At 65.4% G+C, this 19,507-nt stretch carries 19 protein-coding genes and 1 pseudogene; 9 read left to right on the top strand and 11 right to left on the bottom strand.

The window, feature by feature from the left end:
- From gyrB to dnaA, 6 genes and pseudogenes are all read right to left on the bottom strand, one after another.
- A complete protein-coding gene (gene gyrB / locus BKG60_RS30955) occupies window positions 1-2,013 on the bottom strand; it encodes a DNA topoisomerase (ATP-hydrolyzing) subunit B (RefSeq protein WP_075910484.1) in 2,013 nt (670 codons plus the stop codon).
- Between the two features lie 210 nt (window positions 2,014-2,223).
- Entirely contained in the window at window positions 2,224-2,796 is a 573-nt protein-coding gene (locus BKG60_RS30950; protein WP_075910483.1) for a DUF721 family protein, read from the bottom strand.
- A 2-nt stretch (window positions 2,797-2,798) separates the two neighbouring features.
- Entirely contained in the window at window positions 2,799-3,947 is a 1,149-nt protein-coding gene (recF, locus tag BKG60_RS30945; protein ID WP_075910482.1) for a DNA replication/repair protein RecF, read from the bottom strand.
- 12 nt (window positions 3,948-3,959) lie between these two features.
- A pseudogene (gnd, locus tag BKG60_RS30940) lies at window positions 3,960-4,865 on the bottom strand (phosphogluconate dehydrogenase (NAD(+)-dependent, decarboxylating)); the annotation flags it as partial.
- 13 nt (window positions 4,866-4,878) lie between these two features.
- Window positions 4,879-6,072: a DNA polymerase III subunit beta gene (dnaN, locus tag BKG60_RS30935; RefSeq protein ID WP_070185772.1), complete on the bottom strand. Its 1,194-nt coding sequence runs from the start codon at window positions 6,070-6,072 to the stop codon at window positions 4,879-4,881.
- Window positions 6,073-6,694: 622 nt separating this feature from the next.
- On the bottom strand, window positions 6,695-8,224 hold the full coding sequence (gene dnaA / locus BKG60_RS30930; RefSeq protein WP_070185771.1) for a chromosomal replication initiator protein DnaA: 1,530 nt from the start codon (window positions 8,222-8,224) through the stop codon (window positions 6,695-6,697).
- 515 nt (window positions 8,225-8,739) lie between these two features.
- On the opposite strand from dnaA, the gene rpmH reads away from it, so the two are divergent.
- From rpmH to BKG60_RS30885, 9 genes are all read left to right on the top strand, one after another.
- The gene (gene rpmH / locus BKG60_RS30925; RefSeq protein ID WP_003883350.1) at window positions 8,740-8,883 is read left to right on the top strand and encodes a 50S ribosomal protein L34; all 144 of its coding nucleotides are present in this window, start codon (window positions 8,740-8,742) and stop codon (window positions 8,881-8,883) included.
- A 30-nt stretch (window positions 8,884-8,913) separates the two neighbouring features.
- Window positions 8,914-9,270, top strand: a complete 357-nt coding sequence (rnpA, locus tag BKG60_RS30920) for a ribonuclease P protein component (RefSeq protein WP_070185770.1) — start codon at window positions 8,914-8,916, stop codon at window positions 9,268-9,270.
- Window positions 9,267-9,620 carry a membrane protein insertion efficiency factor YidD gene (yidD, locus tag BKG60_RS30915; RefSeq protein ID WP_070185769.1) on the top strand — a complete coding sequence of 118 codons (354 nt, stop codon included), beginning with the start codon at window positions 9,267-9,269 and terminating at the stop codon, window positions 9,618-9,620. The genes rnpA and yidD overlap by 4 nt, the downstream gene beginning before the upstream one ends.
- A gap of 43 nt (window positions 9,621-9,663) precedes the next feature.
- Complete coding sequence (yidC, locus tag BKG60_RS30910) at window positions 9,664-10,692, top strand: membrane protein insertase YidC (protein ID WP_239252632.1); 1,029 nt, start codon at window positions 9,664-9,666, stop codon at window positions 10,690-10,692.
- 39 nt (window positions 10,693-10,731) lie between these two features.
- Complete coding sequence (locus tag BKG60_RS30905; RefSeq protein WP_070185767.1) at window positions 10,732-11,274, top strand: Jag family protein; 543 nt, start codon at window positions 10,732-10,734, stop codon at window positions 11,272-11,274.
- A gap of 58 nt (window positions 11,275-11,332) precedes the next feature.
- The gene (gene rsmG, locus BKG60_RS30900) at window positions 11,333-12,049 is read left to right on the top strand and encodes a 16S rRNA (guanine(527)-N(7))-methyltransferase RsmG (RefSeq protein ID WP_075910480.1); all 717 of its coding nucleotides are present in this window, start codon (window positions 11,333-11,335) and stop codon (window positions 12,047-12,049) included.
- A 122-nt stretch (window positions 12,050-12,171) separates the two neighbouring features.
- Entirely contained in the window at window positions 12,172-13,038 is an 867-nt protein-coding gene (locus BKG60_RS30895; RefSeq protein ID WP_234998218.1) for a ParA family protein, read from the top strand.
- 73 nt (window positions 13,039-13,111) lie between these two features.
- Window positions 13,112-14,152, top strand: coding sequence for a ParB/RepB/Spo0J family partition protein (locus BKG60_RS30890; RefSeq protein WP_070185764.1), 1,041 nt, complete (start codon window positions 13,112-13,114; stop codon window positions 14,150-14,152).
- A 222-nt stretch (window positions 14,153-14,374) separates the two neighbouring features.
- A complete protein-coding gene (locus BKG60_RS30885) occupies window positions 14,375-15,247 on the top strand; it encodes an acetyltransferase (RefSeq protein ID WP_075910479.1) in 873 nt (290 codons plus the stop codon).
- A 183-nt stretch (window positions 15,248-15,430) separates the two neighbouring features.
- Here the strand turns inward: BKG60_RS30885 and BKG60_RS30880 are convergent, their stop codons facing one another.
- The 5 genes from BKG60_RS30880 to sigM form a co-directional block, all read right to left on the bottom strand.
- On the bottom strand, window positions 15,431-16,621 hold the full coding sequence (locus BKG60_RS30880; protein WP_070187687.1) for an N-acetylmuramoyl-L-alanine amidase: 1,191 nt from the start codon (window positions 16,619-16,621) through the stop codon (window positions 15,431-15,433).
- Between the two features lie 111 nt (window positions 16,622-16,732).
- Entirely contained in the window at window positions 16,733-17,065 is a 333-nt protein-coding gene (trxA, locus tag BKG60_RS30875; RefSeq protein ID WP_019344858.1) for a thioredoxin, read from the bottom strand.
- A gap of 34 nt (window positions 17,066-17,099) precedes the next feature.
- Window positions 17,100-18,035, bottom strand: a complete 936-nt coding sequence (trxB, locus tag BKG60_RS30870; protein ID WP_070187688.1) for a thioredoxin-disulfide reductase — start codon at window positions 18,033-18,035, stop codon at window positions 17,100-17,102.
- Window positions 18,036-18,116: 81 nt separating this feature from the next.
- Window positions 18,117-18,866, bottom strand: a complete 750-nt coding sequence (locus BKG60_RS30865) for a hypothetical protein (RefSeq protein WP_075910478.1) — start codon at window positions 18,864-18,866, stop codon at window positions 18,117-18,119.
- Window positions 18,817-19,470 (bottom strand): RNA polymerase sigma factor SigM, encoded by a 654-nt coding sequence (sigM, locus tag BKG60_RS30860; RefSeq protein WP_075910477.1) that lies wholly within the window; start codon window positions 19,468-19,470, stop codon window positions 18,817-18,819. The genes BKG60_RS30865 and sigM overlap by 50 nt, the downstream gene beginning before the upstream one ends.
- Window positions 19,471-19,507 lie beyond the last annotated feature (37 nt).

The raw sequence follows: 19,507 nt of genomic DNA, 5'->3' as shown, positions 1-19,507 counted from the left end.
CTAAACATCCAGGAAGCGAACGTCTTTGGCGTTGCGGGTGATAAAGCTGCGGCGCGCTTCGACGTCTTCGCCCATCAGGATGGAGAACAACTCGTCGGCGGCGGCCGCATCGTCAAGCGTCACTTGACGCAACACCCGCACTGTCGGGTCCATGGTGGTTTCCCACAGTTCCTTGGCATCCATCTCGCCCAGACCCTTGTAGCGCTGGATACCGTCATCGACGTTGATCCGCTTGCCGGCCGCCCGGCCGGCCTCCAACAAACCGTCACGCTCGCGGTCGGAGTAGGCGAACTCCGGCTCCTGACGCTGCCACTTGAGCTTGTACAGCGGCGGCTGGGCCAAGAAGATGTGGCCGTGCTCGACAAGCGGTTTCATGAATCGGAACAGCAGCGTCAGCAGCAGCGTGGAGATGTGCTGACCGTCCACGTCGGCGTCGGCCATCAACACGATCTTGTGATAGCGCAGCTTGGAGATGTCGAACTCGTCGTGGATGCCGGTGCCCAGCGCGGTGATGATGGCCTGGACTTCGGTGTTCTTCAAAACCCGGTCGATACGGGCCTTTTCGACGTTGATGATCTTGCCGCGAAGCGGCAGGATCGCCTGGAACATCGAGTCGCGACCGCTCTTGGCCGAGCCACCGGCCGAGTCACCCTCCACCACATACAGTTCGGACTTCGTCGGGTCTGTCGAGCGGCAATCGGCCAGCTTGCCCGGCAGACCGCCGATATCGGTGGCACTCTTGCGGCGCACCAGCTCACGGGCCTTGCGGGCCGCGATACGCGCCTGTGCTGACGAAACCGCTTTGTTCACCACGGTTTTCGCCTCGGCGGGATTGGCCTCGAACCAGTGGGTGAGCTGCTCGTTGCAGATCTTCTGCACGAACGACTTGACCTCGGTGTTGCCCAGCTTGGTCTTGGTCTGCCCCTCGAACTGAGGTTGCGCCACCTTCACCGAGATCACCGCCGCCAAACCCTCGCGGATGTCGTCACCGGTGAGGTTGGGATCCTTGTCCTTGAGCAGCTTCTTATCCTTGGCGTACCTGTTCACCACACTCGTCAACGCCGCACGGAAACCCTCTTCATGGGTACCACCCTCATGGGTGTTGATGGTGTTGGCGAAGGTGTGCACCGACTCGGAGTAACCGGCATTCCACTGCATCGCGATCTCGACCTCGTGGCCCGGACCCTTGCCGTCGAAGTCGATGACACTGGGCTGGATCGCCGTCTTGGTGCGGTTGATGTGCTTGACGAAGTCGACCAGGCCGCCGGGGTAATGGAAGGTCCGGTGCTTCACCTTGTGAGGTGCGGCGGCCTCGGCCGCCGATTCCTCCGCGGTCTTGGGCGCTGCGGCGGTGTCGGCGACCACCTCGTCGACGACCTCCTCCTGGGTGACCCGCTCATCGGTGAGCTCGATGGTCAGGCCCTTGTTGAGGAACGCCATCTCCTGCAGCCGCCGGGCGATGGTCTCGAAGTCGTACACCGTGGTTTCGAACACGTCCGGATCGGCCCAGAACCGGATCGTGGTGCCGGTGTCCTTGGCCTTCTCACCCTTGCGCAGGGTTCCGGGGACCGAGTTGTCGTAAGTCTGGAACCACTCGTATCCGTCGGTGCGGACGTCGGCCTCCAGCCGGGTGGACAGCGCGTTGACCACCGAGACGCCGACACCGTGCAGGCCGCCGGACACCTGGTAGGCGCCCTCCTCGAACTTGCCGCCGGCGTGCAGAACAGTCATCACCACGTCGATCGTCGGGATGCCGGTGGCGTGCATGGCGACCGGGATGCCGCGCCCGTCGTCGGAAACCTGGACTCCGCCGTCCTCGAGGATGCGCACATCCACTTTCGTCGCGAAGCCGGCCATCGCCTCGTCTACCGCGTTGTCGACGACCTCCCACACCAGGTGGTGCAGGCCACGTTCACCGGTGGAACCGATATACATGCCGGGGCGTTTACGAACGGCTTCGAGGCCTTCCAGCACTTTGATCGAGTCGGCACCGTACTGATTCTGGGCAGCCACGTCGGACGCGTCTCCTTGGGGTTCGCGGGAGGCGGTTGCGTCACCGCCCTGCAGATCTCGCCACAGTCTACCGGTCGACACGGACCGGGCCGACTCTGTAGCGGCGTTTTCACCTACCTAACTGCGCCGTGCGCGGAATTTCTCGCCCCTTGGTGCCTCCCGACGCTTCAGAAGTTCCATTTCGAGCGTCTCGGCGTTCTGAGCGCAGCACTAGCCGTAAGTGTCGCGGGGCCCGCGGCCGGCGACGTGATATCGGCCCTTGCGCCACGATGGGCCGACCGGGCCGACGATCTTCAACGAGGTCACCACACCATCGCCGACCGCGGCGGCGATCTTGGCCAGCAGCTGGGACTGCACCATCCGCAGCTGCGTGGCCCACGCGGTGGATTCCGCCGAGACGGTCAGCACTCCCTCGTTCAGGGCGGTCGGGTTGGCATGGTCGGCGATCTGGTCGCCCACTACGGCCCGCCACCGGCCGAACACCGAGCCCTCGGCGACCCGCGAGGACCAGCCCCGCAGCTTCGCCAGGTCCTGGGTCGCCGCGCCCAGCGGTTGCGGATCGCGGACGTCGGGGCCCGGACCCGACCAGCTGCGGCGCCGCCCGGTATTGCCTGCCGTCCGCCGTACCGGGGCGCGGCGGCCGCGGCCGACGTCCTTGCCTTGGCTGCGCGCCGCGCCCCGTGCCTCCTCGAGGGTCCGCCGCACCAGATCCATGCCGCGCATGCGCGCGGCGTCTTCGGGGGAGACCGCCGGCTCTGGGGTCTGACCGGAATCGTCTGCCATGACTACACCACCGATATCCGTCCCTGGTCGCCCTCGGTCATCTTGATCTCGATGCGGTTGGCCACCCAATCCTGCGGGATGTCCTCGCTGACCGCCGCGGTGACCAGAACCTGCTCGGCTTCACCGGCCACCGCCGCCAGGGCCTGCCGGCGGGCGGTGTCGAGCTCGGCGAAGACATCGTCGAGCAACAAGACCGGATCGACGCCGTCGGACCGGAGCAATTCGTAGGCGCCCAGCCGTAGCGAAAGTGCCATCGACCACGATTCGCCATGGCTGGCAAAGCCTTTCGCAGGCTGATCGCCGAGCCAGAGCTCGAGATCGTCGCGATGGGGGCCCACCAGACAAACCCCGCGATCCAGCTCGGCGTCGCGGCGGCGGGCCAATGCGTCCAGCAGCGCGGCCTCGTAGAACTCCACCGGCTCGGGACCCGGGGCGTTCTCGATCGCCTCCACACTGCTGCGGTACCGGATGGCCGCCGGCCGGCTCGAGGGCGCCAACAATTGGTACGCCTTCTGCACCTCGGGATGCAGTTGCTCGACGAGCGCGATGCGGGCGGCGATCAGCGCCGCACCGTGCGCGGCCAGGTGCCCGTCCCACACATCGAGGGTGCCGAGCACGCTGCGATCACCCCGATAACGTGCTCCCGCAGCGGTTTTCAACAGCGCGGTGCGCTGGCGCACCACCTTGTCATAATCCGCCCGGACACCGGCGATAGCCGGACGACGGGTGGTGGCCAACTCGTCGAGATAACGCCGGCGCTCACCCGGATCGCCCCGCACCAGCGCAAGATCCTCCGGGCTGAACAACACTCCCCGTAAAACACCGAGGATCTCGCGCGGTGAGCGAACCGGTGACCGGTTCAGCCGGGCCTTGTTGGCCCGGCCGCTGGTGATCTCGAGATCGACCGCCAGCTCCCGCCCCTCGTTGACCACGATGCTCGAGACGATGGCGCGGGGTGCGCCGGCCCGGATCAGCGGTGCGTCCGAGGCCACCCGATGGGAGCTCAGCGTCGCGCAATACCACAGTGCCTCAACAAGATTCGTCTTTCCGAATCCATTCGATCCGACGAAGACCGTGCGGCCGGGCTCCAGCTCGAGCTCGACATGTGCCCAGGACCGGTAGTCGGTCAGTCCCAGGTGACGGACATACATCGGAAATCGCGCCTAACCGGACTCGCTGATCCGGTGCACCGCGTGGCCACCGAACTGGTTGCGCAACGCCGACACGGCTTTCATGGTGGGGGAGTCCTCTTGTCTCGAGGCGAACCGGGCGAACAACGACGCGGCGATCACCGGCATCGGCACCCGGTGGCTGATCGCCTCCTCCACCGTCCAGCGGCCTTCGCCGGAATCCTCGGTGTACCCGCTGATCGCGGCGAAACCCGGATCCTCCTTGAGCGCCTTGGCCAGCAGCTGCTGCAACCAGGACCGCACCACGGTGCCGTTGGTCCAGGCCTGGATCACCGCCTGCGGATCTGCGATGAGTTCCTCGGCGGCCAACAGCTCATACCCCTCGGCATAGGCGTGCATCAGCCCGTATTCGATGCCGTTGTGCACCATCTTGGCGTAGTGCCCCGCGCCAACCGGGCCGGCGTGGACGAATCCGTCGGCCGCGTCACCGGCGGGACGCAACGTGTCGAAGATCGGCATGGCTCGAGCGACATCGGCGTCACTGCCACCGACCATCAAGCCGTAGCCCTCGTGCAAACCCCAGACTCCGCCCGAAACTCCAGCGTCGATGAAGTTGATGCCCTTGTCGCCCAACAACTTTGCATGCGGACCATCTTCGGTGTACCTCGAGTTGCCGCCGTCGATCACCTGATCGCCGGGAGCCAGCACGTCGGCGAGCTCGCCGATGGTCTGGTGCGTCACCGTGCCTGACGGCACCATTACCCACACCACCCGTGGTGCCTCGAGCGCAGCCGCCAGATCAGCCAGGCTGGCCACGTCGCTCACTTCCGGTCGCGGGTCGTAACCCACGACCTCATGGCCCCCGGCGCGCAGGCGCTCGCGCATGTTGAAGCCCATCTTGCCCAGGCCGACCAACCCCAGTTGCATGTGCGCCCTCTCTCGCCAGCGCCGATCAGCCGGGAAGGCGGACCGGCATCAACAGGTAGACGTAATCGGTTTTGGCGGCCGGGAACGGACCCGACCCACCACCGGTACCACCATCCTCGCCCGTCGGGCGCAACACTGCCGGACGACTCGGCGTGGTGAAACCGAAAGTCACGCGGTCCGAATGCAACGAGCTCAGCCCGTCGGTCAGGTAGGTGGGATTGAACGCGATGGTCAGCGGATCCCCGGCGAACTCCACCGGCAGATCTTCCTCGGCCCGGCCCACGTCATCGGCACCCGCCGACAGCCGCAGCACGTCATCACCGAACTCCATCCGGATCTGGGCGCCCCGATCGGCAACCAGCGCCACACGCTTGATCGCCTCGGTCAGCTCGGCGACGCCGATGGTGGCCACCGCAGTGTGCTCGGACGGCAGCAGCTGGCGGAACTTCGGGAACTCCGCATCGAGCAGACGTGTGGTGCTGCGCTTGCCGTTACTGCGGATACCGAGCAGACCGTCCTTGCCGACCGCGGCCCCCGAACCCAACGACAGGTGCACCTGGTTGCCGTCGGTGCCGGCCTTGGCCGCCTCGGCCAGCGTCTTCGCCGGCACCAGCACGGCCGCTTCGACATCGGTGGCGCTCGTTTCCCAGGTCAGCTCACGCACCGCGAGCCGGAAGCGGTCCGTGGCGGCCAAAACCACTGATTCACCGGAGATCTCGACCCGGATACCGGTCAGCATGGGCAGGGTGTCGTCGCGGCCGGCAGCCACGGCCACCTGGCCGATCGCCTCGGCGAACAGATCCGATGACACCACGCCGGTCTCTTCGGGCAGGGTCGGCAGCGCGGGGTAGTCCTCGACCGCCAGGGTGGGCAGCGAGAACCGGGCGCTGCCACAGGTCAATGCCACCCGGGTGCCCTCGACGCTGAGCTCGACAGGCTTGGCGGGCAGGGCCTTGGTGATGTCCGACAACAACCGACCCGACACCAAAACGCTTCCGGGAGAAGCAATTTCAGCGCTGACCCGCACCTCGGCGGATACTTCGTAGTCGAAGCCGGAGATGGTCAGGCCATCATCGGTGCCGGTCAGCAGGACGCCGGCCAGCACCGGGATGGTGGGCCGGGTCGGCAGATTGCGGGCCACCCAGGCCACCGCGTCCGCGAAGTCCTCACGCACCACGCGGAACTTCAAGTCGGTCAGCCCAGCCGTCGTCGTCGCCACGTGCTATGCGCCCCTTCGATGATCCCCATAACGAGCTCTACCTGCGTCTTCCGAAAACCGCACCACGCAGCATGACGCTGAATGACAAAGCTGGAAACCGCTGTCGATGAACCACCGTAGAGCTTTCCGCACCAACTTGAAAGCTAATCGATCGGGGTGACATCGGGACCGGCTCGTGCCTCGAGGGGCCCGCTCGGACGTACGGTCCATGCGGTGTCCCCAAGCCCCTTCTTCTAGAAGGAATTCTTAGAAGATATTTGAGTAACAGTATTAGGGCCTGTGAAAACTGGGGATGAAGGGGTGTTTGCCCAGCACCGCCGGTGTGTCGACATGTGAGTCCACTGTGGAGTCCGGTGGATGGACGGGCGCTCGAGTGTGGACAGACACGGGCGTGTGGATGATTTTGTCATTCATCCCGTGGTTTGCCCGCAGGTTGTGCACAGCGGTATCCACAGCGGTGGGCTGTGACTTGTGGTGCGCAAAGAGGCAGAAGTTGTTACAAGATTTTTCGCCGGACGGCCCCGTTGAGACCACGATGTGAGACGGCGACGGCCCCGCCGACGGCAGGGTTGAACCCCGCGGGCCCGACGGCAGGGACAGACGTTGTGGGACAGCGCGCGATTCAGCGCTTGGCGCGCTGGCGGATCCGCGTGGTGAGTTCCTTCACGTGGTCGAAAACCTCGCGGCGCTCGGCCATCTCGCCACGGATCTTCTTCTCCGCATACATGACGGTGGTGTGATCACGGCCGAAGGCTTGGCCGATCTTGGGCAGGGACAGATCGGTGAGTTCACGGCACAGGTACATGGCGATCTGCCGGGACTGCGCCAATGCCCGGGTCTTGCCGGGGCCGCGCAATTCCTCCACCGTGGTCTCGAAGTACTCGGCGGTGGCGGCCATGATCGCCGCCGTGCTGATCTGCATGGTCGTGGCGTCGGCGATGAGATCGCGCAACACGACCTCGGCCAGAGCCTTGTCGATCCTGGTCTTGTTCAGCGAGGCGAAGGCGGTGACCCTGATCAGCGCACCCTCGAGCTCGCGAATGTTGCGCTCGATGCTGCTGGCGATCAGCTCGAGTACGTCACCGGGTACATCGAGGCGATCCATCTGCGCCTTCTTACGCAGGATCGCGATGCGCGTTTCGAGCTCCGGCGGCTGCACATCGGTGATCAGGCCCCACTCGAAGCGGGTCCGCAGTCGGTCCTCGAGGGTGGCCAGCTGCTTGGGCGGGCGGTCCGAGGAGATGACGATCTGCTTGTTGGCGTTGTGCAGGGTGTTGAAGGTATGGAAGAACTCCTCCTGGATACCTTCCTTGCCTTCGATGAACTGGATGTCGTCCACCAGCAGGATGTCGATGTCGCGGTAGCTCCGCTTGAACGACGCTTTACGGTCGTCGCGCAATGAGTTGATGAAGTCGTTCGTGAATTCCTCTGTGGAGACGTACTTCACGCGCATGCCGGGGAAGAGACGTTGCGCATAGTTCCCGGCCGCGTGCAGCAGATGCGTCTTGCCGAGACCGGACTCGCCCCAGATGAACAACGGGTTGTACGCCCGCGCGGGTGCCTCGGCGATGGCAAGGGTGGCGGCGTGGGCGAAGCGGTTCGAGGCCCCGATGACGAACGTGTCGAAGGTATAGCGGCGGTTGAGGTTGACCGCGTTGTCGTCGCTGACGGTCGAGTCACGCTGCGGGCTGCTGAAGTAGGTCGGCCAGGTTTCCTCGGCACTGACCTTGGCCGCGCGGTCGTCGTCGATCTCGTCGGTGTCGGCGGCCGGCTCGGGAGACGTGGTGTCAGCGGTCTCGTCGGAATCGGCCGGTGTCTCGGCCGCGGAATCCTGGGGTTCCTCAGAGGGCGTGGCGATGCGCACGCCTAGCTCGACTCGCTGGCCCAGTTTGCGGCTGAGCGCGTTGATGATGGGCTCGCGGAGGTGACGCTCGATCTCGTTCTGGACGAACGTGGTGGGGACCGACAGCAGAGCAAACCCCTCGGCGATCACGAGTGGTTCCACCAGCTTGAGCCACGCCCTTTGCTGAGGGGTCAGCTGGGGTGCGGCGGTGTCACCTGAGAGGCCCGATTCCGGGGCACGGTCACCGTTGAGTTCGGCGACGACGCTGTCCCAGACGGCGACGAATGGTGGGTCGGGGTCCGCTGTCAACGACCGTTTCCCCCTTTGAGGTGCATCGAGGTCGACCCGGTGACGACCAAAAAGAACGATGACGAACTGTCCACATATTTATCCACAGCTTGTGGAGAAAGGACAGTCGTCGTCGCTCTGTTGTCTCTGCGTGAGAGCGTCGTGGGCCGGGTTCGTCACATGCTGTGAGGCTTGCGGCGGAGCGACGCCCTCATCTTATTGTCCGGGGCCGATCCAGGCTCAGAACGGCATTGCCAGAAGCTAACAGTTTTCTCTCGATGTGCCAACAGTTCTGCAACATCGGATACCGATGATTCTGGCGGTTCGGCGCAGGTTTGACCGAGGGAAATCTCATCAGTACCCTCGAGCAGTCGCCCGCACGTGGCGATACGGCTGCGCCCGGGATGTTCCGGAGAACGCGCCGGTTAGTAAAGCACGACGGACGAGCTTAAACCGAGCTTGCACGGTGACCGTGTTCTTGGCGACATTTCGGTGTCGGTGAGAGCGGGCACCAAACGGAACAAGGAGAGATTGCCGTGGCCAAGGGCAAGCGGACCTACCAGCCCAACAACCGCCGCCGTGCGCGCGTGCATGGGTTCCGGCTGCGGATGCGCACCCGCGCCGGCCGCGCCATCGTCGCCAACCGTCGTAGCAAGGGCCGTCGCGCACTCACTGCGTGATACTGCGGCTCGCAGGCAGGATCTAGCGCGGTGCTTCCGGCTCGAAACCGGATGAGGCGGTCCGCGGAGTTCAGTGCCACCGTCAGTCGTGGCGTACGTGCGGTTCAACCAGACGTTGTCGTACACGCGCTACACGAAGGGACGGACGCTACCGGCCCGCGGGTCGGTCTCATCGTGTCCAAAGCCGTCGGGAACGCCGTGCAACGTCACCAGGTGTCCCGGCGGCTGCGTCATGTGGCCCGCACCGTGATACCCGAACTGGACGCCACCGACCTCGTGGTGATCCGAGCCCGCGCGGGCAGCAGCCACGTGCCGTCGTCGCGGTTGGAACAGCAGTTGCATCGCGCTCTCGAGCGCCTTGAGGCGCGGCGCAGGACGTCGCCATGATCCGCAGAGCGGGTGCCGGTGCTGCCCGCGGCGCGATCTTCCTGATTCAGCTCTACCGTCACACCATCTCTCCGCTGCGACTGCCGTCGTGTCGATTCATGCCGACCTGCAGCCAGTACGCGGTCGACGCCCTCACCGAATACGGCTTGGTTCGCGGTACGTGGTTGACGGTGATCCGACTGCTGAAATGCGGACCGTGGCACCCGGGCGGATGGGACCCCATCCCGGACCGGTGCCCGCACGATCATGAATCCTGCACGTCTGATGAGAGCGTGTCCGGCGAGATAGCCGCAGAAAACCTGGTCTGGGAAACCCCAGAGAACCGAGGGGAGAGCAAGTCGCGTGTTTAATTGGTTCAGCCTGGACATCATTTACTACCCGGTGTCGGCGATTATGTGGGTTTGGTACAAGGCGTTCGCCTTCCTGCTGGGCCCGTCGAACTTCTTCGCCTGGGCACTGTCGGTGATGTTCCTGGTCTTCAGCCTGCGCGCGATCCTCTATAAGCCCTTCGTCAAGCAGATCCGCACCACGCGGCAGATGCAGGAATTGCAGCCGCAGATCAAGGCGCTGCAGAAGAAGTACGGCAAGGACCGCCAGCGCATGGCGCTGGAAATGCAGAAGCTGCAACGCGAGCACGGGTTCAACCCGATCCTGGGCTGCCTGCCGATGCTGGCGCAGGTGCCGGTTTTCCTGGGCTTGTTTCACGTTTTGCGGTCGTTCAACCGCACTCAGAGCGGAATCGGTCAGCTAGGACTCTCAGTCGAAGAGAACGCGTCACTGGGCAACTATGTGTTCAGCGCGACTGACGTCGGGCACTTCCTGGATGCGAACCTGTTCGGTGCCCCGCTCGGCGCGACCATGATTCAGCAACATGGCCTCGAGGCGTTTACCGAATTCAATCGATTGGCCGTGATCGCGGTCGGTGTGCCGATCATGATCCTGGCGGGCATCGCCACCCACTTCAACAGCCGGGCCTCGGTGGCGCGTCAGAGTGTGGAGGCCGCCGCCAACCCGCAGACCGCGATGATGAACAAGCTGGCGCTCTACGTGTTCCCCCTCGGCGTCGTTGTCGGTGGGCCGTTCCTGCCGCTGGCCGTGATCATGTACTGGCTCGCCAACAACATCTGGACTTACGGCCAGCAGCACTACGTGTTCGGGATGATCGAGAAAGAAGAAGAAGCCAAGAAGGCCGAGGCGCTCGAACGGCGATCTGCGAACGCGCCGGCCCCCGGGGCGAAGCCCAATCGGGCCCGTAAGGCCGACGCTGGGACACCGGCGGAGACCGGCGAGGCGACCGGTACCGAGGCGGCTGCTGACGCGACGCAGACGGAGAACAAGAGCGATACGGCCAGTGGATCGGGAGGGCAGAGCGTGAGTCGCACACCCAAGCCCGGTGCACGCCCGAAGAAGCGGAAACGGTGACCAGTTCACACACTGGCTACAAGTAGGGAGAAGACCGATATGACGGACGCACAGACGACCGAGCCCGACGCCGAGTTGGAGGAGGCCTCACAGCCCGCGGCCAAGAGCGAGGACGACCTGGAGGAGCGACTGGTCGCCGAAGGCGAGATCGCCGGCGACTACCTCGAGGAGCTGCTCGATCTGCTGGACTTCGATGGCGACATCGATCTCGACGTCGAGGGGGACCGCGCCGTGGTGAGCATCGACGGCGGGGGCGATCTGAGCAAGCTGGTCGGACGCAAGGGCGAGGTGCTCGATGCGCTTCAGGAACTGACCCGACTGGCCGTGCACCAGAAGACCGGTGAACGCAGCCGGCTGATGCTGGACATCGCCCGGTGGCGCCGTCGCCGTCGCGATGAGCTCGCGGCACTGGGCGATAAGGTGGCCCGTCGTGTGCTCGAGTCGGGCGAACGTGAAGAGTTGGCCCCGATGACACCGTTCGAGCGCAAGATCGTTCACGATGCGGTCGCGGCAGTCGATGGCGTCCGCAGCGAGAGCGAGGGCGTGGAGCCGTCGCGCCGCGTCGTTGTTCTGCTGGGCTGAGTTTTAGTTACAAAGGTGTAGTTCGTTTGCGGCGACGGTGCCGTAGGGAGTGCGGAGGATGTTTCACGTGAAACATGGACCGGTCCCCGCGGCACCGGACGCCGCGGCGGGGGTCTTCGGGGATCGCCTGGAGACCGCCGAAAGGTACGCGGCAATTCTGGCCGGTGCCGGTGTCGAGTGGGGTCTGATCGGTCCGCGCGAAATGGATCGGCTCTGGGATCGACACATTCTCAACAGCTCGGCTCTCGGAGAGCTCCTGGCTCCCGATGAGCGCGTCGCCGATATCGGTAGCGGCGCCGGCCTCCCGGGTATCCCGTTGGCAATGGCGCGCCCCGACATCCACGTCACGTTGATCGAGCCCCTCCTGCGTCGCAGCGAGTTCTTGCGCGAGGCGGTCGAAGAGTTGGGCCTCGAGGTGACAGTGGTACGTGGTCGGGCAGAAGACGCTGAGGTTCGTAAATCCGTCGGCGAGATGGATGTGGTGACTTCGCGCGCGGTCGCTTCGTTGGACAAGTTGACGCGGTGGAGCATGCCGCTGCTTCGCGTGGACGGACGGATGCTCGCCCTCAAGGGCGAGCGAGCCGAGGCTGAGATCGATGAGCATCGGCGTGTGATGGCTTCCCTGGGTGCGGTCGATGCCAGGGTGGTGAAATGTGGCGTGAACTATTTGAACCCGCCCGTAACCGTCGTCGCCGTGCGGCGCGTGGCGGTAAGACCGGGCAACCGGTCAACGGGCAGAGCCTCCGGGTCGCGGGGGAGATCGGGCAGGAGATGAGGATGGGTTCTGATCGGCAGGCAACCGCTGGCGCGGATGCTACGCCCGCCGTTTCACGTGAAACGGTTTCACGTGAAACATGGAACAACGGGGACGGGACCGCGTGGGCCGCGGACGCCAGCATGGACACCCCGATTGCCGCAGAGGCAGAGCAGGCGACGCGGGTACTGCATACCTCGCACGGGCAGCTGCCCCGGCCGTCGCGCCAACGCGTATTCACGATCGCCAACCAGAAGGGCGGCGTGGGCAAGACAACCACCGCGGTGAACGTCGCGGCCGCGCTCGCGCTACAGGGGTTGCGGACGTTGGTGATCGACCTCGATCCGCAGGGCAATGCCAGCACCGCGCTCGGCATCGAGCACCGTCCCGGGACGGCGTCCTCATACGAGGTTCTGCTCGGCGACATCCCGGTGGAGGAGGCGCTGCAGCAGAGTCCGCACAGCGACCGGTTGTTCTGCATTCCCGCGACCATCGATCTGGCCGGCGCCGAGATCGAGTTGGTCAGCATGGTGGCCCGTGAAGGACGGTTGCGGGGAGCGCTGGCCGCTCTGGCCAACCACAACTTCGACTACGTGTTCATCGACTGCCCGCCGTCGCTCGGGTTGCTCACCATCAATGCGTTGGTGGCCGCTCCCGAGGTGCTGATCCCGATCCAGTGCGAGTACTACGCGCTGGAGGGGGTGGGTCAGCTGCTGCGCAACATCGAGATGGTGAAGGCACATCTGAACCCCGAGCTGTCGGTGTCCACCGTGATACTGACGATGTATGACGGACGGACCAAGCTGGCGGATCAAGTTGCCGAAGATGTGCGGGAGCACTTCGGGGACAAGGTCTTGCGCACGGTCATCCCGCGGAGCGTCAAGGTGTCGGAAGCCCCGGGCTATGGGATGACGATCCTTGATTACGATCCGGGATCTCGCGGTGCGTTGAGCTATCTCGACGCCAGCCGTGAGATCGCAGAGCGCGGGGCCCCGCCCCGCGGGCAGTAACACGTGCATTAGACGCCAGTAACCAAGCAGCAGCAGACAAACAGCGGACGGTAGCGATGAGCAGGAGACGACCATGAATCAGCCGGCACGGAAGCGGAGTGGCCTGGGCAGGGGACTGGCAGCCCTCATTCCGACCGGTCCCGCTGAGGACGGCACCGATGCTCTGAGCCCGCGGATCGGCGCGAATGCGGCCGATGTTCTGCTCGGCCCGTCGGCGACCCCGGGTGACGGGGGAACACCGGTCTCGGTCACGACACCCCCCGAACCTGACGGGGAGGGCCCGGTACTTGCCGGCGATGTCGGTGCCACCTACCGCGAGATCGATCCCAGCCTGATCCAGCCGAATCCGCGTCAGCCCCGCCAGGTGTTCGACGAAGAGGCGCTGAACGAGTTGGTGCACTCCATCCGCGAGTTCGGATTGATGCAACCGATCGTGGTCCGCGCGGTCGAGGAGAACGGTGAATCCCGCTACCAGTTGGTCATGGGGGAGCGGCGCTGGCGGGCCGCCCAGCAGGCCGGGCTGGATGCCATCCCGGCGATCGTCCGGGAGACCGGCGACGACAGCATGCTGCGTGACGCGCTGCTGGAGAATATCCACCGCGTACAGCTCAACCCGTTGGAAGAGGCGGCGGCCTACCAACAGCTACTCGACGAGTTCGAAGTCACCCACGATGAACTGGCCGCCCGGATCGGACGCTCCCGGCCCCTGATCTCCAACATGATCCGCCTGCTGCGCCTGCCGATCGCCGTCCAGCGTCGAGTGGCAGCCGGCGTGCTTTCGGCGGGGCACGCTCGGGCCCTGCTCTCTCTGGAAGGGGGAGCGGAGAAGCAGGAGGAGCTGGCCGCCCGGATCGTCGCCGAAGGCATGTCGGTGCGGGCCACCGAGGAGGCCGTCACACTGGCCAACCGTGAGGGCAATAGCGCGCCACCGGCGCCGCGGCGCAAGCCGATCCAGATGCCCGGCCTCCAGGACGTTGCTGAACGGCTCTCGTCGACGTTCGACACGAAGGTGACCGTGAGTCTCGGCAAACGAAAAGGCAAGATCGTGGTCGAGTTCGGCTCGGTCGACGATCTACAGCGAATCGTCGAACTGATGAGCGCAGAAGAGCACTGAAAACCCACGACCAAGGACACCAGGTTGTTCCGTCACTGTGACACAACAGTGACCAACGCCCGCAGTCGTGAGCACCACATAACGCAAAGCAATTGTGCGACATAGCATTTCACTTTGAAGGCGGGGCTCGATGACATTTTCGGGGCGCAGTGGGCTGACTCTGGTGGACTCTCCTATTCTTGAAGGGCAGCCACGCACAAAGTGTGAAAGCCAGGGACCTCAGTGACAGCACGAATCACGCCGCTTCGGCTCGAGGGCTTCGAGCAGCTGCCCAAGCACGCGCGGCGATGTGTGTTCTGGGAAGTAGACCCGTCGACGGTGGGTGACGACCACCTGACAGATCCCGAGTTCGAGAAAGAAGCCTGGCTCTCGATGGTGATGCTCGAGTGGGGGTCGTGCGGTCAGCTCGCCGTCACGGCTCGCGCGGACCATCCGGAAGGTGAGCCGGCAGACCAGAGAGGCTCCGGCCCCGATGTCGAGATCGACCTGACGACTCGCGCCGGTGTGGCCAATTTGGGGGTACCGGCGTCGGAGAGCGACTGGACTGCGCCCGACATCGTCGACGATCCTTGTCTGGGCTTCGCCTTCTATGCGCCACCGGGGGCGGTGCCACGCGCCCGACTGTTTCCCACCGCGCCGGTCAGCGCTGACGCGATTCTGTTGACCGCGGTAGGTGTGGAGTGCGCCGACGATCGCGAGTTGCTGTCGCAGAGTCTGCTCGCCGCAGTGGTCAACGATCTGGTGCGGCGTGGAGTTCGGGCATTGGAAGCCTTTGGCTACACCGCGGCCGTGACCGAGATGTCCGAGGCCGGCAAGCTTCCCGCCGAGCTGTCGCCGGTGGTGGCGGTGCTGGGGGACTGCTCCGTCGAGGAGTGCATGCTGACATCCGACTTTCTCGAAGACGTCGGCTTCACGGTGGTCGCACCGCACCCGTACTTCCCACGGCTACGTCTGGAACTCGACAAGGGACTCGGCTGGAAGGCCGAAGTCGAGGCGGCGCTTGAGCGCCTGCTGGAGAACGCGCGGATCGAGATTCCGATCGGGGCCGGCATGTCGTCATCCGGGTTCGGAGCCAAAGGCATTGCGCCACAGTAGGAACCCGAACAGCTGACGGACTACTTCCCGAGGCGTGGCACGTAGCTCACTGAGTTGCAGCGCGATGGCGACCAACTGCGCGCCACTGGATCCGGACGGACCACGTGCCGAGCGACGGTGGACGTCACATGACGAAACGACTGCCGGGTCCCCGGCGCTCACGCGCTCAAGCTGAACCGGCGCTCACGCGCCGCGGCTCGCCTGTTCCACCGAAAGCTCATGTGCCAACAACTCGGCAAAAGTGAAAGTTCCTGTCGGACGGTCGTTCTTGCCCAGGAGATAGAGGCGTTTGACGGCAGCCAGGATGCCTTCGGCGATTGCGTCACGGGTCTGCGTGGACAGCAGCAGGCCACGGTCGTGGGGATTGGTGATGTATCCGATGTCGACCTGGACAGTGGGCATCCGGGTCAGACGCAGCAGGTCCCAAGTCCGGCCATGAGACCGGCAATCGCGTAACCCGGTGCGGGCCACAACTTCTCGTTGAATGAAGTCGGCGAGGTTGCGGCCGATGGTCGATACCGAACCGTGTGAATTGCCGAAGTGGAACGAGGCCACGCCGTTGGCGGAAGGGGAGCGTTGGCTCTCACACCGCAGGCTGATCATCAGGTCGGCGCCAACCCGGTTCGCGGTGGCGGCACGTTCGGGGTCCATTGGGCTGCGGTTGGCCGGCCGTGAGATGAACGTCTCCATGCCGATCGCGGTCATCCGGCCTTCCAGCCGACTTGCCAAGTCCCACAAGATGTCCGCTTCGCTGATCGGTCCGTCGGGCCCGTGCATGATCATGCCGTGGTCTGCTCCGCCGCGGCCCGGATCGATGATGACGTGTTTACCCGACAGCTGCGGCCCGGAGCGGCGTACCAGCTCCTCTTCGCGGATCGCATGTGGCGACCCGCCGGTCACCCGTGAACCCAGGAAGTACAGCGAGCGCAACGTTTCCGGCCCGCAGATACCGTCGGGGTACAGCCCGTACTCCCGCTGATACGAGGACAACGCATTGTGGGTCTGCAGACCAAAGTGGCCGTCCACCATGCCGGTATAGAAACCGAGGTCCTGCAAGCGGGCCTGCAGGGTGGCCACGTCGTCGCCGTACATGGGCGCGCCGAACTGGTGGGTCAGCGTGCGGGCACCGAGCCGGTAGGAGGCTTCGCGCAGGGCGCGATAGGTGGCCTCCCCGACGATTCCGTCGACCAACAGGCCGCGGTGCTGCTGAAATGCCCGAACGGCGCGGTCGAGCTCGTCGTCGAATGCGTCGAGCGCAACATGTCTACCGGTGCTCAGGTCGGCGTCAGGATTGTCGATCAGACCCAACGCCGCCAGCGCTGCCCGGATCTCGGTGACTGCTCCGCCACGGTCACCGCGACGCAGACTCGACATTCGGCCCCTCCATGCTGGTCTCCGGCCGTCTGCCGGACTAGCTAGCCAGCATTGTCTCAGACTTCGGCCACATACCGGAAAACGCCAGGCGTATCCGGGGTGTGCGTGAGGTCAGAGTGCGTCGGCGATTTCCCGCAGCAGCGCGGCCTTGCCCTTGGCACCGACGATGCGCTTGACCGGCTCGCCGTCCTTGAACAGGATCAGCGTGGGGATCGACACCACCTGAAAGTCGCGGGCGGTGGCAGGGTTCGCGTCGACGTCGATCTTGGCGACCCGCAACTCACCGGCCTTCTCGCCGGCGATCTCCTCGAGCACCGGGGCGACCATCTTGCACGGACCGCACCAGGTGGCCCAGAAATCCACCAGTACCGGCGTGCTGCTGGTCAGGACATCGGTGGAGAACGAATCGTCGGTGACGGTTACTGTCGCGCTGTCCGCACTCATGGAACTCTCCTGTCGGGTCGAAATCTATTGGGGGTCAGTCGTTGTCGGCGAGCCAGCGCTCGGTGTCGATCGCCGCCGAACAGCCGCTGCCCGCAGCGGTGATGGCCTGGCGGTAGGTGTGGTCGACAAGGTCGCCCGCGGCGAACACGCCGTCGAGTGTGGTTGCGGTGGTACGGCCTTTGACCTGCACGTAGCCTTCGTCATCGAGATCGATCTGCCCGCGCACCAGTTCCGAACGTGGATCGTGACCGATGGCCACGAACACGCCGGTGACCTCGAGCTTGGACTCCTCGCCGGTGACGGTGTCACGCAGCCGAACTCCGGTCACCTTCGGATCGCCCTCGATCTGGGTGATCTCGGTGTTGGTGAGGAAGGTGATCTTCTCGTTGGCGCGGGCCCGCTCCAGCATGATCCTGGAGGCCCGGAACTCGTCGCGGCGGTGGATCAGCGTCACCGATCGGGCGAAGCGAGTGAGGAACGTCGCCTCTTCCATCGCAGAATCGCCGCCACCGACGACGATGATGTCCTCGTCGCGGAAGAAGAATCCGTCGCAGGTGGCGCAGGTGCTCACGCCCATACCGGTCAAGGCCTCTTCGCCGGGGACACCCAGGTGCCGCGCCGCGGCACCCATCGCCAAGATCACCGACCGGGCCTGGTGTGTCTCGTCGCCGACAGTGACGGACTTCACCGGACCGGTGAGGTCGACGGCGTCGACGTCCTCCATGCGCAGGTCGGCACCGAAGCGCAGGGCCTGTTCCCGCATCTCATCCATCAGTTCGGGACCGGTGATGCCTTCGCGGAATCCCGGGTAGTTCTCCACCTCGGTGGTGGTCATCAATGCGCCACCGAACTGGGAGCCCTCGAACACCAGCGGCTTGAGCTGGGCGCGGGCCGCGTAGATCGCTGCGGTGTATCCGGCGGGGCCGGAACCGATGATGATGACGTCGTGAACCGTCGCTGAGTTGGACATGTAAGCCTTTCTGCCGTACTCGGCACGGGTTGCAACGTCAGCCTAGGCCGGATGTGTTCCCAGGTGAGTTCGTAGGACAGACTACGGGCGCTTCACCGGGCGTTTCACCACGGTCTGGGCCAGGGGGCCGGTGTGGCCGGCGGCGCAGTCCGCGGGCAGCACCACGGCGACGACGGATTCGGGCGGATCGGGCGGATTCGGGGGTACGAGCACCAGCACCCCGGGCTGACCGGCGGCCTCGATCGGCTCGGCGCCCAGGATCGCGATTCCGGTCGGGTACCCCAGTGCAGTGAGGCAGGCGGTGCGGCGCTTCGCGTCGGTCAGCGGTCCCAGGTCGGGCGGTTTCGACAGCAGGCCCAGGATCTGGGTTTCGGACAGGCCGACCCCGGAACGCGGCGGTGACACCGTGATCTGGCCGAGGCTGACCCGTGTCGAGGCCACCTCATCCGCCGGGTGCAGCAGTACGGCCACGCCCAGCACCGCGGCCGCTGTCGCCGCGATAACACCGGCGACAGCGGCTAGTGACTTCCAGCGTCGTGCCGGTGGAGCCGGTGCCGGTTCAGCCCGCAGCACTTCGGACAGTCGAGCGCTGACCTCGGCGGGCACCGGGGGAGCCGACTGTGAATCCGCCCCCAGCTCGCGCAGGTCGCGGCGCACCCGATCGAGGGCGGCGAGGTTGCTCCTGGCTTGGGGGCCGGCCACCGGGTCGGTGCGCACGCGCCGACGGACATCCGCGGCGGTGGCGTCGTCGAGCAGCCCGGCCTGCAGGTCGGCCAGCAGGTCAGCAGGAATCGGGCCGTCCGACGGCACTCGGGGCGTGCTGCCGTTCATCGGATTCAAAATACTGGAGCAGCCGCGCCAGCTTGTGCCTGGCGCGGGCGCAGCGGCTCTTCACGGTGCCCTCGGCCACCCCGAGCAACTTCGCCGTCTCGGCCACCGAATAGCCCTGCATGTCGACGGCCACCACGGCGGCGCGCTGCTCGACCGGCAGCTGCATGAGGGCCCGCTCCACCACGATCGCGGTGGCCACCCGTGGTGCCGGGTCACCGGCCGGGTCGTGTAGGTGCAGCAGGTGGCTGGACTCGTACTGCGACGCTGCCGGCTGGGTACGCGACCGGCGCACCCGGTCCAGGCAGGCGTTGACCACGATCCGGTACAGCCAACTGCTGACCGCAGAGTCGTGGCGGAACGACGCGGCGGTGCGGTGAGCGGACAGCAGGGCCTCTTGCACCGCGTCGTCGGCGTCTTCGTGATGGCGGCTGGTCAGAAAGGCCAGGCGGCGCAACTGCCGGTGGTGTCGGTGGACGAGCTCCTCGAACGCGTAGCGATCCCCGGCGACGTGGGCGGCGAGCAGCTCGGCGTCAGAACGTGTGGCGGTGTCGTGCCCCCGCGGCTGCCCTGTGGCCGGCTTGCCGGCTCCCCCGAACCTTCCCACACGCTGAACTTAAACGTTGTCGGGCCGCGGCCTGGAC

The sequence above is a fragment of the Mycobacterium syngnathidarum genome, assembly GCF_001942625.1.
In the GTDB taxonomy this organism is placed as follows: domain Bacteria; phylum Actinomycetota; class Actinomycetes; order Mycobacteriales; family Mycobacteriaceae; genus Mycobacterium; species Mycobacterium syngnathidarum.
Note: the sequence above shows the minus strand (reverse complement) of the source record. Positions and strands in the feature narration are given on the sequence as shown.

Coding starts and splice junctions, on each gene's coding strand:
- trxB (WP_070187688.1), bottom strand. CDS start 18,035: ATGTCCAACTCAGCGACGGTTCACGACGTCATCATCATCGGTTCCGGC.
- recF (WP_075910482.1), bottom strand. CDS start 3,947: ATGTATGTCCGTCACCTGGGACTGACCGACTACCGGTCCTGGGCACAT.
- yidD (WP_070185769.1), top strand. CDS start 9,267: ATGATCCGCAGAGCGGGTGCCGGTGCTGCCCGCGGCGCGATCTTCCTG.
- BKG60_RS30905 (WP_070185767.1), top strand. CDS start 10,732: ATGACGGACGCACAGACGACCGAGCCCGACGCCGAGTTGGAGGAGGCC.
- BKG60_RS30890 (WP_070185764.1), top strand. CDS start 13,112: ATGAATCAGCCGGCACGGAAGCGGAGTGGCCTGGGCAGGGGACTGGCA.
- BKG60_RS30895 (WP_234998218.1), top strand. CDS start 12,172: ATGGACACCCCGATTGCCGCAGAGGCAGAGCAGGCGACGCGGGTACTG.
- BKG60_RS30865 (WP_075910478.1), bottom strand. CDS start 18,866: ATGAACGGCAGCACGCCCCGAGTGCCGTCGGACGGCCCGATTCCTGCT.
- trxA (WP_019344858.1), bottom strand. CDS start 17,065: ATGAGTGCGGACAGCGCGACAGTAACCGTCACCGACGATTCGTTCTCC.
- BKG60_RS30880 (WP_070187687.1), bottom strand. CDS start 16,621: ATGTCGAGTCTGCGTCGCGGTGACCGTGGCGGAGCAGTCACCGAGATC.
- yidC (WP_239252632.1), top strand. CDS start 9,664: ATGTGGGTTTGGTACAAGGCGTTCGCCTTCCTGCTGGGCCCGTCGAAC.
- rsmG (WP_075910480.1), top strand. CDS start 11,333: ATGTTTCACGTGAAACATGGACCGGTCCCCGCGGCACCGGACGCCGCG.
- BKG60_RS30950 (WP_075910483.1), bottom strand. CDS start 2,796: ATGGCAGACGATTCCGGTCAGACCCCAGAGCCGGCGGTCTCCCCCGAA.